This window comes from Shewanella sp. ECSMB14102 (genome assembly GCF_000813075.1).
GTDB classification, from domain to species: domain Bacteria; phylum Pseudomonadota; class Gammaproteobacteria; order Enterobacterales; family Shewanellaceae; genus Shewanella; species Shewanella indica.
Genome location: NZ_JWGX01000031.1, coordinates 1 through 13,396, shown reverse-complemented (window position 1 = coordinate 13,396; position 13,396 = coordinate 1). Strand labels below are relative to the sequence as shown.

Annotated in this window: 12 protein-coding genes and 1 pseudogene; 8 read left to right on the top strand and 5 right to left on the bottom strand. The window is 53.0% G+C overall.

Going from position 1 to position 13,396, the window contains the following annotated elements; genetic code table 11:
• Positions 1–18: 18 nt before the first annotated feature.
• The 3 genes from RC73_RS11700 to RC73_RS11690 all read right to left on the bottom strand — a co-directional run bounded on the left by RC73_RS11700 (position 19) and on the right by RC73_RS11690 (position 3,373).
• Positions 19–693: a TorF family putative porin gene (locus RC73_RS11700; RefSeq protein ID WP_039034812.1), complete on the bottom strand. Its 675-nt coding sequence runs from the start codon at positions 691–693 to the stop codon at positions 19–21.
• 15 nt (positions 694–708) lie between these two features.
• The gene (locus RC73_RS11695; RefSeq protein ID WP_039034811.1) at positions 709–2,058 is read right to left on the bottom strand and encodes a hypothetical protein; all 1,350 of its coding nucleotides are present in this window, start codon (positions 2,056–2,058) and stop codon (positions 709–711) included.
• Positions 2,059–2,401: 343 nt separating this feature from the next.
• A complete protein-coding gene (locus RC73_RS11690) occupies positions 2,402–3,373 on the bottom strand; it encodes a LysR family transcriptional regulator (RefSeq protein ID WP_082014307.1) in 972 nt (323 codons plus the stop codon).
• 313 nt (positions 3,374–3,686) lie between these two features.
• On the opposite strand from RC73_RS11690, the gene pnuC reads away from it, so the two are divergent.
• The 4 genes from pnuC (at position 3,687) to RC73_RS11670 (ending at position 6,723) form a co-directional block, all read left to right on the top strand.
• The gene (gene pnuC / locus RC73_RS11685) at positions 3,687–4,418 is read left to right on the top strand and encodes a nicotinamide riboside transporter PnuC (protein ID WP_274380979.1); all 732 of its coding nucleotides are present in this window, start codon (positions 3,687–3,689) and stop codon (positions 4,416–4,418) included.
• Entirely contained in the window at positions 4,418–5,149 is a 732-nt protein-coding gene (locus tag RC73_RS11680; RefSeq protein ID WP_039034808.1) for a nucleoside phosphorylase, read from the top strand. Before pnuC ends, RC73_RS11680 begins: the two co-directional genes overlap by 1 nt.
• Before the next feature lie 62 nt (positions 5,150–5,211).
• Positions 5,212–5,889, top strand: coding sequence for a Crp/Fnr family transcriptional regulator (locus RC73_RS11675; RefSeq protein WP_039034807.1), 678 nt, complete (start codon positions 5,212–5,214; stop codon positions 5,887–5,889).
• Positions 5,890–6,015: 126 nt separating this feature from the next.
• A complete protein-coding gene (locus RC73_RS11670) occupies positions 6,016–6,723 on the top strand; it encodes an MliC family protein (RefSeq protein ID WP_082014306.1) in 708 nt (235 codons plus the stop codon).
• Positions 6,724–6,776: 53 nt separating this feature from the next.
• Here the strand turns inward: RC73_RS11670 and RC73_RS11665 are convergent, their stop codons facing one another.
• The gene (locus RC73_RS11665) at positions 6,777–7,241 is read right to left on the bottom strand and encodes a YhcH/YjgK/YiaL family protein (RefSeq protein ID WP_039034806.1); all 465 of its coding nucleotides are present in this window, start codon (positions 7,239–7,241) and stop codon (positions 6,777–6,779) included.
• 216 nt (positions 7,242–7,457) lie between these two features.
• Entirely contained in the window at positions 7,458–9,851 is a 2,394-nt protein-coding gene (locus RC73_RS11660) for a TonB-dependent receptor plug domain-containing protein (protein WP_039034805.1), read from the bottom strand.
• Between the two features lie 438 nt (positions 9,852–10,289).
• On the opposite strand from RC73_RS11660, the gene RC73_RS11655 reads away from it, so the two are divergent.
• The 4 genes and pseudogenes from RC73_RS11655 to RC73_RS21155 all read left to right on the top strand — a co-directional run.
• On the top strand, positions 10,290–11,345 hold the full coding sequence (locus RC73_RS11655; RefSeq protein ID WP_039034804.1) for an alpha/beta hydrolase: 1,056 nt from the start codon (positions 10,290–10,292) through the stop codon (positions 11,343–11,345).
• Positions 11,346–11,513: 168 nt separating this feature from the next.
• Positions 11,514–12,101, top strand: coding sequence for an LON peptidase substrate-binding domain-containing protein (locus RC73_RS11650; RefSeq protein ID WP_039034803.1), 588 nt, complete (start codon positions 11,514–11,516; stop codon positions 12,099–12,101).
• Between the two features lie 82 nt (positions 12,102–12,183).
• Positions 12,184–13,140 carry a pseudouridine synthase gene (locus RC73_RS11645; protein WP_052248155.1) on the top strand — a complete coding sequence of 319 codons (957 nt, stop codon included), beginning with the start codon at positions 12,184–12,186 and terminating at the stop codon, positions 13,138–13,140.
• 53 nt (positions 13,141–13,193) lie between these two features.
• Positions 13,194–13,310: pseudogene (locus RC73_RS21155) on the top strand (IS5/IS1182 family transposase); the annotation flags it as partial.
• Positions 13,311–13,396 lie beyond the last annotated feature (86 nt).

Here is a 13,396-nt window from a genome sequence, read left to right as displayed (position 1 = left end):
AGTCGTTAACTAGCTTGATTAGAAGTTGAACGCGAGTCCTATCATATAGTGGTCGTGCTCAAACTCCTGATAACTGGCTTCCAGCAGCAGATCCAACTGTGACAACAGGGGATAGCTGTAGCGCAGTGCCAGATCGTAGGCGCTGTTTTTAAGCTCCCCCTTATCTTCAAAGCCCATGGTTTCGGCATCGAAGTAATAGCCGCCATGGATCACCAGTTCGCCATATTGTGCCAGCGGCAGCGCATAGTTGGCCTCGCTGTACCAGGTTTCAAAGTCCTGATCATAGTTGAGCGCCAAGTTTAAGCTGTTGTAGTCCATGGACAGTGTGTATTCGAGATTGGAGTGATTGTCACCATAGGTGTAACGCATGGCATTGAAGCCAAAGCCCAACTCGTCGTTGACCGTCAGGTAGTAACCCGCGTAGTAGTCGATTTCATAATCTTTCTCTATGCCCTCATCGCCTTGATACCTATAGGTTTCAAAGGCGACTCCGGCATAGAAACCGGTTTCATGTTCCAACATGATATCGGCCTGCAGTGAGGGTTTGTCGTCGCTGATGGTCAGGCCGCGCCACAGATAGTTGCTCAGCCCCATGATCACTCCTGAGGTCTGAAAGGCGCTTTCCTGGGCCTGCGCGTATTGCATACTGCCAAGACCGCACAGCAGTAAACTGATTATCATCTTATGTTTCATATTCGGCTCCTGGGCTCAGTGTTTGGGTAAACGTTCTTTAGGGACTATCCATTGGCTTTCTGAGACGGGATCTGTTTCTCCTAGATGAACGTCACTTTCTTTGAGGAAGATATCCTCATCAGTGTTGTGGCAGTTTTCACACATGCGCCCACTTTCGCGTGCCTGCTTGGTCGCCAGAGGGTTCTTGGCGGTAAAGTGAGTAGAAAAGGGCACCCAATAGGATTTGGTGGCCGGATCTTTGAGATCCACCTTGACCCCGGCATCGATACTGATCCCGGCCGAATGGCTCAGCGGAATCAATTTGCTGTTTTTATCATTGGCTATGCTGAGACCCAGCTTGATGTTCTGCTCCGGAGTCTCGGCAGTCTTGAGACTCTGCCAGTTGCCCAGAGACAAGGTGTCGTCCTGGTGGCAACCGAAGCAGTTGCTGTAGGGCTGGGTGTGGCAGGCGGTACATTTCAGCTTGGCATTGTGATCTATGGGAGAGGCCTTACCGCTTAGAAGTTCGGTGTGATCGGCGACTTTATCCTGGTGGCAGTCTTCACATTTCACCACGATAATGTCGCGTTTCTGAGTCTGCTCATAGGGGCCGGTCTTGTTACTGTTCGGGCCTTCGCTGTAGAGTCTGCCTTCGGGGATCTGCTTGATGTCCCGACCGTGGAATTCCTGTTGTGCACTGTGACAGTCGATACAGCTCATATTGTGCTTGGTGACGTGCACATCTTGCTCTTTGTGCTGCTCGGCATTTTCATAGTGACAGGTTTCACAGGTCTTGACCGGATCCGGTGTACCGATAAAGGCGTGCTTGTTCAAAAGGCCGCCACCGGCGAAGTCGGGAGCACTGACATGGCACTGGCCGCAAGTTGCGTGGCAACTGGCACAGCCTTCTTCGCCGTTGTGCATCTGTTCAAACAACTGGGCCCGCTCTGGGGTCTGCTGCAACCTTTCCATCAAGCCCTTGGCAACGCCATTGACAGTGAAGTGCAGTGAGTGGCGGAAGTTGGTAATCATCTCCTCACCATGGCAGTCACCACAGACACTGCCGCCATCGGCACTGGGATCGGCCAGAACGCCTGGGTGCCAGGCTCTGCCCTCTGGTTTGTCGGCCTTGCTGTGGCAGTCGCGACAGCCGAGTTCGGCATGACTGCCCATATCTGTTTGGCTTACCAAAAGTTGCAGAGATTGTTGCTCGACGGAGAGCGACTCTTTTTCCAACTGATGTTGCTTTATCAGCGCCTGTAATTTGGCTTGATCACTGTGACAATTCAGGCAGCTGTCTGCCGCCTGAACCCCTTGTCCCAGCAGACAAAGGAGCGCAGCCAACCCTGCCGAATATGTGGCCATATTCAGTATTTTTGGTTTCATCTTGTTATCCCTTAGGTAATAGCTCCCCCTGACAAGAGCGAACTCTTGCCATGTTCATTCCGGGAGACTTTTTGTTATGAGTTGGGTTTTCCTGGGAAGGTGCGAACAAGCCTCATGTGTGCTCTGCGTCGGCTTACAGGCCTGGATGCAAGGCGTGGTTCGCAGCAAATGGCCCTAGTCCTTTGCAAGAAACACAACACAGCAGGCAGGTCCGTAAGCCACGCCCTTCGGGGCTTTCACAGCAATCGGCTTTCTGCGTTATCCGACTTTGACAGGCCCCGGCATGCCTTCAGTCAGATGCCTTGAACGCCAATTGCTGTGTAAGCCAGAGTGCCACTAGGACTTATTTGCACCTTCCCCTATTCCATTCGCTTTTCAGCTCTCTGATCAATACCTCCTTAAGCCAGTCTCTGGCCTGTGATTTATTTAGATCACTGGCCACGACATAATGGCCTATATCTCTGTTGGTGTTTATTTCGCTTAGCAGCGTCTCACTTATTTCGAGAGGCAGTTTTCTATAAATAAGATTGGGAAAGCTGGCGATATAATCTGTGGTAAATAGATTGCAGGATATGGAGTAGTAAGGCATATCCAGCAGTACACAGGCGAGGCTGGCCAGACTCCCGGTAGAGCCGGCAATGACACAATCCTGGTTGCGCCGTCTGGCTGCCGAGACAATTAAAGGCTCGGGTAGGTCGCAGAAATTATCCATCTCATAATAAGGGTATTTGAACAGGTCTTCCAAAGTCACCTGCACATTATCCTGCAAGAAAGGATGTTTACGGCTGCCCAATAAATACAGGTTTTTCACTTCGGCAAATAGATTGCCCTGTAAATGGGCGCCGGTATAACTTTCTGACATCACGGCAATATCTATATTGCCGTTTTCCAGTTCTGTGGTGTATTCGTGGGAAAGAATTCGAATATCAAAACTCATGTCAGGAGCGAAAGGACGTACCTTATTATTGAGTATTTTGTGAATAATCGGACTGAAGTCATCGTAAACGGAAATAACAAAGTGCTCCCGTGACTTGGCCGGTTGATACTCGGTGAACTGATTTTCCAACTCCTGATAGCGCTGACACAACTCCCTAATCATGGGCAGTAATTGACTTGCTTTATGGGTGGGAATAAAACCACTGGCACGGCGGATGTACAGGGTGTCATCAAAAATTTCTCTTAGCTGCTTGAGGTACCTGCTCATAGCAGAATTGCTTATCCTCAAGGCATGGGCCGCATTTTGGCAATTTCTATGCTCATCTATGGCGATAAGCACCTGCATTAATTCATAGTCCAGTCGTTTTATATCTTTCATAGCTGGGTAAGTGCTTCCAAGGTATGTCCGAATAATGGCGGGATAACTAACAGGGGAAAGTGAACTGAGTCACATCTGACTTGAGTGAGTTAACCAAAATGTTACATAGCGCCCAATGTTGCCGAATCGAAAAAAGCGAATCCCAAAAGTGGAAAAACTCTATTGTGAACCTCTGTGACCGGCATGGACGTCGTGCTGAAGAGATCAAACAATTGTGTGCTGTGACTTAAATCAGCCAAGGTGGACAAATGTCCTTAACTTGAGCTTTGCCATCTGCTTACATTGGCCCAAAACACAATAATGCAAGGAATAGATGATGGATATTGCCGCTTGGTTTGATATCAACAATACTCTGGTGAACATTCCCATTGGCAGTGGCTATGCCATGTCATGGATTGAAGCCGTGGGCACAGTATTTGGTTTGCTCTGTATCTGGTTTGCCAGCCAGGAAAAAACGATTAACTATCTGTTTGGGTTGGTTAATGTCACTCTGTTTGCGATTATTTTTTATCAAATACAGCTCTACGGCATCTTGCTGCTGCAGTTGTTTTTCTTCTGCGCCAACCTCTATGGCTGGTATGCCTGGACCCGGCCGGATCAGCAAACCGGCGACACCCTCAAGGTGCGTTGGCTGTCGAAGCAAAAACTGGCCTTTACCGCGGCGGTCTCAGTGCTGGGTATCGGCCTGATGACTGTCTATATCGATCCGGTATTTGCTCTCTTTGCCCAGGTCAGTGTCGATACGCTCAACCTGTTTGGTGCCGAGCTGGCCCAGCCAGTGCTGGAGCCGGATGCCTTCCCCTTCTGGGACTCAGTAATGACAGTGCTGTCTGTGGTGGCGCAAATTCTGATGACCCGAAAATATGTCGAGAACTGGATCCTCTGGGTACTTATCAATGTGGTCAGTGTCGGCATTTATGCCGCCCAGGGGGTTTATGCCCTGTCGATTGAATACATCATTCTGCTGTTTATTGCCGCCAACGGCACCCGTCAGTGGATGCGTACCGCCAAAGACAATGGCAGCCGTCCGGCGGAGGCTTGCTGATGAGCGCCGATAAACAGCCGCATATCTGTCTGTCTCCGGCGCAGGTGAGTGAGCGGGTGATCCTTTGCGGTGAGCCACAAAGGGTCAATCGGATTGCCGCGCTGTTGGACGATGGCCGGTTGCTGGCAGAGAACCGCGAGTTTCGCAGCATGGGCGGATTTTACCAAGGCGTGGCTGTCACTGTTTGCAGCACAGGCATAGGCGCACCATCGGCGATTATCGCCCTGGAAGAGTTGTATCAGTGTGGCGCCCGCCGTGTTATTCGGGTCGGCTCCGCCGGCGCGCTGCAGCCGCAGATAGCCTTGGGCGAGTTGATTCTGGCCGAGGCCGCAGTGCGCGATGACGGTGGCTCAGCTTGTTATGCACCGCCCGGTTACCCGGCGCTGGCGAGTCGGCAGCTTATCAATGCCATGGCGGCCTATTTGCAGCGCCGCGATTGCCGCTTCCACTCCGGCATAGTGCGCTCACACGACAGTTTTTACCGGGATGATGAGCTGGAGATTTGCCGTCATTGGCATCGACTCGGAGTCTTGGGGGCCGACATGGAAACAGCCGCGCTGCTGACGCTTGGCCGCCTGAGAGGCCTGGAAGTGGCTGCGGTGCTCAATAATGTGGTCTTGTATGGTGAAGATGTACAACAGGGCATCAACCAGTATGTCGACGCCGATAGCGCCATGATGCAGGGGGAGAAGCTAGCGTCTTTGGCGGCGCTGCAGGCGCTCTGTTGTTGAAGTTTGTGCCCGTAAGGCTGATGGGCTAGCATGAGCCATCATCTTTACGGGAGCTTGTTGTTATGCAGCTGCAACCATACAGCACCGGGCGTTTCAGTGCGCATCTAAAGCAGTCTCACCAGGCGTTTTGCGACGCCATGCTCGAGTGCTGCGTCCAGAACCAATTGCTGCAGGCCGGTGAAGATCTCTTGTCTCAGGGGCGGGAGTTGACCCATATGTGCCTGGTGCCCGAAGGCCGGGTGTCGATGAATATCTGCGCCGTCAATGGCCGCAGGTTTCAATTGGGGGAGCTGGATTGCGACTGGCACCTTTTCGGTGAGATGGAGTTCTTTACCGCCACCAGTTGTCAGTGGAGTGTGGTGGCCGAAGAGCCGATGGAAATCCGCCGGTTATGCCTGAAGAAAGTCAGGCAGATGCTGCTGCAACAACCCGAATTTACCCTCTTTTTTGCCAGCGCCCTGGCCTGGGATTATCAGGACTCGCTGGACATCTACACCAATAGGCTCTTGCACCCCATCAGCTACAACATCGCTTTCGATCTGCTCAGGCGTCAACACGAAGAGGTGATGCTGGGTTCCTGTGGCAGCCCGGCTCAGGAAGCGGAGCGATTCGGCACCTCAGGCCGGGTCTATCGCAGGGCGGTAAAAGAGCTTATCGACAAAGGCCTGGTCATAAAACAGGGCGCCTTGCTGAAAATAGCCAACCTGCAGGCATTGCAGGATTTTGTCGATAAGGCTTAGTAGCCAACTTATTGATCTGACATTTAATTCAGCCAGCGGACAGGCGACGGGTTTTAGACTAGGATTAGTTTGCGCAAAGGCTTTGGCAGCCGCGAGTAGATCTAGCGAGAAGATTAAGGAGCAAAAATGAGTTTGGGGACAGTTTCACAGGCAGGGCTTGTACTGGCGTTGGTCGCCGCGGCGACGCTCAGTGGCTGCGGGCAGCAGGCACTGGATAACAGCCAGGATGTTGCCGCCGCATTGGCTACAGGTGATGGCTCAACCTCGCCCCAGGGGGCGGAGCGGGAACTGCCGACATTTGATTGCAACGCCTTGGGCGAGCGGGCCTCCAGCATAGAGATGCTTATTTGTCAGGAACCCGAGCTTGCCAAGCTGGATCAGCAGCTGGCCGAAGTTTATGCCAAGGCCAGTGACAAGGCGGTCAATGAACAGCCACCCCTGCTCAAGGCCGAGCAGCGCGGCTGGATCAAGGGCCGCAACGAATGTTGGAAGAGTGAAGACAAGCTGCAATGTACCAAGGATTCATATCAAAGGCGGATAGTGGAACTGCAGGCCCGTTATCACTTGGTGGAGTTTAGCGGCCCGGTATTCTTTGCCTGTGACGGCAACCCGGCCAATGAGTTGGTGACTACTTTCTTCGAGACAGAGCCGGCAACCATGATTGCCGAGCGCGGTGACAGAAGCATTTTGATGTTCAGTGTGCCAAGCGGTAGCGGCGCCAAGTATCAGGGCGGTGACTACAGCTTCTGGGAGCATCAGGGCGAGGCCAGGGTGACCTGGGGCTATGGCGCCGAGGAGATGCTTTGCAAGCCCACAACCCAAGACGATAAGTAAACCACTGACCCAAAAACGCCCGCAATCGCGGGCGTTTTACTGCAAGTGCTCTTTTAATCCAACAGTACTTTTACGACTACCTTGCGGACAGCAACGGCCTTGGCCAGCGTACCCGGCATATGCATGTCTCCGGGGAAGAAAATGGCAAACATGCCGGCCTTCAAAGGGATAAATGCTGCGGCTTGGCGGTTGGATTGATAATCAAACTCGGCATAGTCGTGCGTCTCATGATAGGGGCGACTGGGCGTTTGGGCTCCCAGCGGCAGGTAGCCAAACTCCTCTTCACCACTGACCACATACTGCACGTCCAGATAGCGTCTATGTACCTCGAATGGCTCAGTCTCTCTGGGCTTGGTGTGGTAATCGTTGACTATGGCAAACAGCTTTTTACCATCCAGTTCATAGCTGCCGGGGGCCAGTTGGCTGAAGTCTGTTGCGGCCAGATAATCCAGGGCTGCCTGAATACGCGGGCCCAGCACTCGGTAATGGCCACGGTTGGCCAGAGTATCCACTATCATTTTGTATCTTCTGGGGAAAGAGGGTTGGCTCAGTATAATAGCATTCCTGCTGGAAGTTTGATCTCTTTGAGAAGCAGCAGGCGCCAGACAGACGCTTGAGCCGCCAAGCGGCCGATATCAGCGGCATCAGCGCCAAAAAGCACAAAGGCCGGCGATATCGCCGGCCCCCATGTTTCCCTGCAAATATGTTTCCCTGCAAATGTGTTTCCCGGTAAATCAGTAGCTGTATCTGGCTTCGAGGAAGTAGTAACCGCCGTTGAAACCAAAAGGTGTGTTGGTCAAGGGGTAGACGAAGATCCCGTTGAAGTTGTTGTCGTCCGGACGTTTTTCCGGATAGGTATCGAACAGGTTCTGCACCCCGGCGGTGAAGCTCAGGCTATCTGTGGCCGCATAGGTCAGCGACAGATCCACGGTGAACTTACCGTCGTACTCCACGTCTTCACGGGAATAACCTATGGTGTAGGGGCCAAAGTAACTCAGGCGCAGATTGGTCTTGAAGTCGCCCAGGCTGTGGGTCAGCCCCAGGTTACCTGTGTTCTTCGGATTGGCCTTGGTCATCCGGGTCTGCTCTATACGGTCAAACAGCTGGTCTTCCAGGCCATCCAGAAGGTTTGGCAGATGAATATCGCGGATTTCCGTGTCGTTATAAGCATAGGCCAGGCTGGCGCGCAGATCGCCGTAGCTGCCGAGATCAAAGTCCTGGGTCACCACCAGATCCACACCTCGGGTGCGGCTATCGACGGCATTGATAAAGAAGCGTGCCGACTCGGCGTTGGTACCGGCCAGTGCATCTGCCACCACCTGGGAGTCGGCCGGTGTCAGTGAGCTGGAGAGCACGATTCTGTCATCTATGCTGATCTGATAGGCATCCAGAGTCACCGCCAGACCGGAATCATTGGTGTACACCAGTCCCAGGCTGAAGGACTCTGACAACTCGGGTTGCAGCTTGCCTACCTGCAGCGCCTGGGTCACGGAAGACAGGTTGTTGAAGGTGCCCGATTCGGTCGGTACCAGCTGGCCTGTCACGGGATCCGGGTTGAACAGGGTCGAGATATTGGTGAAGTACAACTGCTGCACGCTGGGGGCACGAAAGCCGGTGTTGGCAGTGGCTCTGAGTGCCAGGTTGTCGGTCAGATCGTATCTGGCTGCCAGCTTCCAACTGGTGTTGTCACCAAAGTCGGAATAGTCTTCATAGCGCACCGCGGCGGCCCAGTAGAAGTCGTCGGTCAGTTGGTTTTCCACCTCGAGATAGACACCTATGTTGTCTCTATCCTCATCTACCGCCGATTCTGGGGTAAAGCCGCCGAAGCCTTGGCTGCCACCGGCCTTGTTCTGATAACCGCCATTGATATAAGAGGCTTGCTCTCCGGCTTCCACCTGATAAGCGTTCTGGCGCCAGGCTGTGCCCATAGCGACCAGGAGCTCTGAGTCATTGTAAAAGTCGAAGTAACGTGAGGCATCCAGAGTCAGGTTCCACTCTTCGGTGGACAGGGTACCTGCGTTGAATTCGGTTTGGCTGCCGGGGCCCAAAGAGGCGTTGAGTGTGTTCTCGACCCGGTACTTAAAGCGGTTCTTGCCGTATCCGGCCGAGGCATCCAACTGCCACTCGCCCAGGTTAAATTCATAACCCAGCAGCAGCGACTGATCTGTGATCTTGGGGGTTATCTGCGGCAGGAAACCATCGGGATAGATTTCGGCAACATTGCGGCTATCCAGTGGACGGCGGAAGAAGGCGCCTGAGCGGGTCTCGCGCTGGCTCAAGCCACCGAAGGCGTACAGTTTGCTGTCATTGGCAAACTCCTGAGCGGCATTGAGAAACAACCCCAGGTTGTCATATTCGGCGTCACCCACATGGTGATTCTTGCGGTTAACGGTTTGTTCGCGGGGATCCGGGCTGCCATCGGCCAGCAATGGATATTGCTGACGCGGATCCAAACCGGCGCGATTGGTGCTGTTCTTGTGATGCGCTTCCAGCGACAGATTCACAAAGCCAGTGTCACCTATGCTGAGGCCGTGGTTGAGGCCGACACGCCACTGCTCGCCATCACCCTGATAGGTTTGACCGGCTTGGGCCGATACCATGCCACCTTCACTGTTGTCTTTGAGCACTACGTTGATCACCCCGGCTATGGCGTCAGAGCCATATTGGGCCGAAGCGCCATCACGAAGAATTTCGATGCGTTTGATGGCCGTCATAGGGATGGCGTTCAGGTCGACGTTGGACGAGCCCTTGCCCACAGTCCCTGAGAGGTGGACCAGTGCCGAGCCATGACGGCGTTTGCCGTTAACCAGCACCAGGGTATGGTCCGGTGACAGGCCGCGCAGACTGGCGGGACGCACCGCATCTGAGCCATCGGTGACCGAGGAGAAGGGGAAGCTGTAGCTAGGTGCGGCAAACTGCAGCGCCTTGGCGGTTTCCGTCATGCCAGTGGCTTCAAGTTGTTCGGCCGTAATGATATCGACCGGTGCCACGCTGTCGGTGGCGGTCCGCAGGGCGATACGTGAACCTATGACGGAGATGGTTTCGATACTGGGCTGCTCTTCGGCAGCAAAGACGGCAGGAACAGTCAGTTGACTCGCCACTGCCAGTGAAATAAGAGCTAAGCGCATACGACCTCTTGAATGATTCAAAACTGCATTTTTATTGCGCGGATAGTAGCATTGTTACAATTGATGCATTTAGACGTAAAAGTGATAACTCAGAGCGCAGCGTTCTAGAAACATTTGGTTTTTTTCGAGAAAATCTTTCCCTGAACTTGGTTGTTTGGGGAGCTGCCTATTTTGGCGATATCTGCTGATATTGGGTTTATTTGGGGGTTAATTGGCTGTTTTGCTTTTATTTATACAGTGGTTTTTGAGTTAACAGCCTATTTATGACTATCTCTACTTTCAAATCTGTCTTTAGAACATTTTCTTGGACATTTAAACAAGGGCTATCCCGGCCGTTTTCGGAGCCGTCGGGAGGAGGGGAAATACTGAGTCAAACTTGGCTGCCGTGCAAGGCTGCGGTATCTTGCCTGTGACTTTTGCGGCTCAGGGAGTGACTTTTTGGCTAACTTGCGATTTCTTGCCGGTACAGACGCCCATCAGACATTGATGGAACAGGGCTTAAAGCCTGAGCATTTTACTCAACTATTGGCGGCATCCGGTGGTCCCAAATGGCTGGGGATTGCCGGGCTAGATAAATACCTGTTTGGTGAGTTTTTCAAACAGAGGCAGACTCCGCTCTACACTATTGGTGCTTCATCTGGCGCCTGGCGTTTGGCCTGTCTGGCTCAGGCAGATCCGCTGGCGGCTTATCAAAGGCTGGAACAGCTCTACATAGGCCAGCGCTATGAAACCCGTCCGAGTCGGGAAGAGGTCAGCCGCCAGGTCCGCGGTATAGTCAGCGGGATTTTAGGCACCAGCGGCGCCGAAGAGATCCTCAAACAGCCGCATATTCGCAGTCACATAGTGGTATGCCGCGCCCGTCACTTGAACCGCGCCGGCAGTAAGTTGGCGCTGGCGGCAGGCCTGGGCGCTGCCGCCATGACCAACCTTGTCAGTCGCCGCACCTTGGGGTGGCACTTTGAGCGTCTGGTATTCGCCTCTGCCATAGAGGGTTCCCCCTTCGCTCAGTTGAAAGATCTCCCGGGAGACAGCGCCTTGCTCAGCAGTGACAATATCGAAGCCGTGTTGCTGGCCACAGGTTCTATTCCGTTGCTGCTGTCACCGGTAACCGAAATCCGCGGCGTGACCAACGGGCACTTCTATGATGGCGGCATCACCGATTACCACTTCGACCTGCCGCTGTCACGGGCGCCGGGGTTGACCCTGTATCCGCATTTTTATCCCCATATGGCGCCGGGATGGTTCGATAAATCCTTGCCTTGGCGCCGGGCCAAGCGCCGTTATCACAATGCTTTGGTGTTGGCACCCACAGAGGAGTTTGTCGCTTCGTTACCCTATGGCAAAATTCCAGATCGCAAGGACTTTGAAACCTTGGATAGTGCCAGTCGAATTCAATATTGGCGCCGCGCCGCCGATATGAGTAACAGATTGGCTGATGAATTTGCCGAGGTATTTCTCGGCGGCAAAATAGCCCAAAGGCTGGAGCTTCTATAAATACGCTTGCAACAAAATCCACTCAACGCCTGTCTAACTCATTAGCAGACCTAAGGACTAGCCTAAATTGCCAATGGATGAAATTTCAGCAACTGCTAGACTTTAAAACGAATGTTGAACCTCAGGTTCGCTTTCGGTTGCTCACTCCCCGAGGGGAAGGAGGTTGCTATGCATACACAGGAAATGGCGTTACTGACCTATGATGCCTTGTTGTTGCCAGGTGGACGGCTTGAGATCAGGATCCTTGACCCCATTACCTTGAGCATGGTGGCCGATGTCCTGAAGGGGAAATATCCGCTGGCTTTCGGAATGCGTAATAACGTTGCCATGCCGCCCAGTTTTCCCATTGCCACTCGCTGCGAGCTCATCGACTTCAATCAGCTCGAAGATGACTCGCTGAGTATCACCCTGGAAGGCAAGCAAAGGGTCAAAGTCCTGTCCGCCAAACAGGAAAAAGATGGCCGCTGGCTGGCAAAGGTAATGGATTGTCCCAACTGGGCCGAGGAGCCTATTCGGGGCGAGTTCACCCTTATCAGCGCGGCACTGGAGCAGTTTTATGAGGTCAACCCGGATTTGCGCGGGCTCTACTCATCAGAAGTGCATCTGGATGATGCCGCTTGGGTGAGCCAGCGTTGGTTGGAGGTTTTGCCCTTATACAACAAGGACAAACAGCTGTTGTTGAATCAACCTGATTGCCACAAGACCATGGACTTTGTGCTCAAGTTGATTAAGTCCCATGTTCAGCAGCAGCTTTGAGTGTACTCGCCTCGAATAATCTGAGGCAGATAGAGTAGAATGGCGGCCCCGAGTCGCCATTTTTTATTTTGCCGGAAGAGTTATGAGCCAAACAGACAGAGCCGCACAGCCCTCCTATGTTGTCTTGCCAAGGGATGTGACCGATAAGCCCACTGTATTGGCCTTTCTTATCGACCATTTCAGCCGCATCGATGCCGATGTCTGGCGTGAGCGGGTCGCAACCGGCAAGGTACACTGGCAAAATGGCGAGCCTATCCAGGCCGATACCCCTTATCGGCCTACCGCCAGGGTCTACTATTACCGTGAAGTCCCCAAAGAAACCCGGATCCCTTTTGAAGAGCGGATCCTGTTTCAGGACGAGCACAGTATTCTGGTATTCAAACCGCACTTTTTGCCTGTGACTCCCAGCGGCAACTATGTCAACGAGTGCCTGGTGCACAGGTTAAGGCGCCGCACCGGGATAGAAACCATAGCGCCGGCACACAGGCTGGACAGAGAAACGGCCGGAGTCATGCTGATGTCCACAGATCCCGAAACCCGGCATGCCTATCATGCGCTGTTCCGTGAAGGCCAGATACGCAAGGACTACCAGGCGCTGGCGCGGCTGACGCCAGAGCTTCAGGCGGGATTGGCAACTGGTGAACTTAGCCTGCCGCTGCACTGGACAGTGAAAAATCGCCTCATCAAGGGCGAGCCCAGTTTTATCATGCGCTTGGCCGAGGGGGAGGCCAACAGTCACTCGGAAATCAGTCTCATCGCCGTTAATGGCGATATGGGGCTGTTCAGTCTAAGTCCAATTACCGGTAAGACTCATCAACTCAGGCTGCATATGCAGAGCCTCGGAATGCCACTGCTGAACGACAGGTTTTACCCTGAGTTGCAGCCCAGGAGCGAAGATAACTTCAATAAGCCCCTCAAGCTGATGGCTTGTCGCTTGCGCTTTATCGATCCCATCAGTGGCAAACAACAGGATATAAAAGTGGATGGTTTTGAAACTGAATTGGTCGATACAGCGGCATTGTTGCCTAAATCAAATTGAACCATTTTGCTCATCTGTGATCTGATCGTGAAACCTTACCATCAGGTCGCATCATGGGCAAAGCCAAGGGCAAAATCACCAACTGGAAGCAATACAATCAAGCGTTAACTCAAAGAGGTTCGTTAACCTTTTGGATGGACGATGCTGTTATCAAGTACTGGTACAATCAACACCCTTCTAAATAAGTGTTCCTAATTGTGCTCCACGTTCATGAGACCATGCCCGCCACCAGGGAATGGTGAAGCATGGTCCATAA

What these genes read in the sequence shown, in the direction of transcription:
- RC73_RS11700 (WP_039034812.1), bottom strand. Translation starts at nt 693, where the DNA reads ATGAAACATAAGATGATAATCAGTTTACTGCTGTGCGGTCTTGGCAGT.
- RC73_RS11695 (WP_039034811.1), bottom strand. Translation starts at nt 2,058, where the DNA reads ATGAAACCAAAAATACTGAATATGGCCACATATTCGGCAGGGTTGGCT.
- RC73_RS11690 (WP_082014307.1), bottom strand. Translation starts at nt 3,373, where the DNA reads ATGAAAGATATAAAACGACTGGACTATGAATTAATGCAGGTGCTTATC.
- pnuC (WP_274380979.1), top strand. Translation starts at nt 3,687, where the DNA reads ATGATGGATATTGCCGCTTGGTTTGATATCAACAATACTCTGGTGAAC.
- RC73_RS11680 (WP_039034808.1), top strand. Translation starts at nt 4,418, where the DNA reads ATGAGCGCCGATAAACAGCCGCATATCTGTCTGTCTCCGGCGCAGGTG.
- RC73_RS11675 (WP_039034807.1), top strand. Translation starts at nt 5,212, where the DNA reads ATGCAGCTGCAACCATACAGCACCGGGCGTTTCAGTGCGCATCTAAAG.
- RC73_RS11670 (WP_082014306.1), top strand. Translation starts at nt 6,016, where the DNA reads ATGAGTTTGGGGACAGTTTCACAGGCAGGGCTTGTACTGGCGTTGGTC.
- RC73_RS11665 (WP_039034806.1), bottom strand. Translation starts at nt 7,241, where the DNA reads ATGATAGTGGATACTCTGGCCAACCGTGGCCATTACCGAGTGCTGGGC.
- RC73_RS11660 (WP_039034805.1), bottom strand. Translation starts at nt 9,851, where the DNA reads ATGCGCTTAGCTCTTATTTCACTGGCAGTGGCGAGTCAACTGACTGTT.
- RC73_RS11650 (WP_039034803.1), top strand. Translation starts at nt 11,514, where the DNA reads ATGCATACACAGGAAATGGCGTTACTGACCTATGATGCCTTGTTGTTG.
- RC73_RS11645 (WP_052248155.1), top strand. Translation starts at nt 12,184, where the DNA reads ATGAGCCAAACAGACAGAGCCGCACAGCCCTCCTATGTTGTCTTGCCA.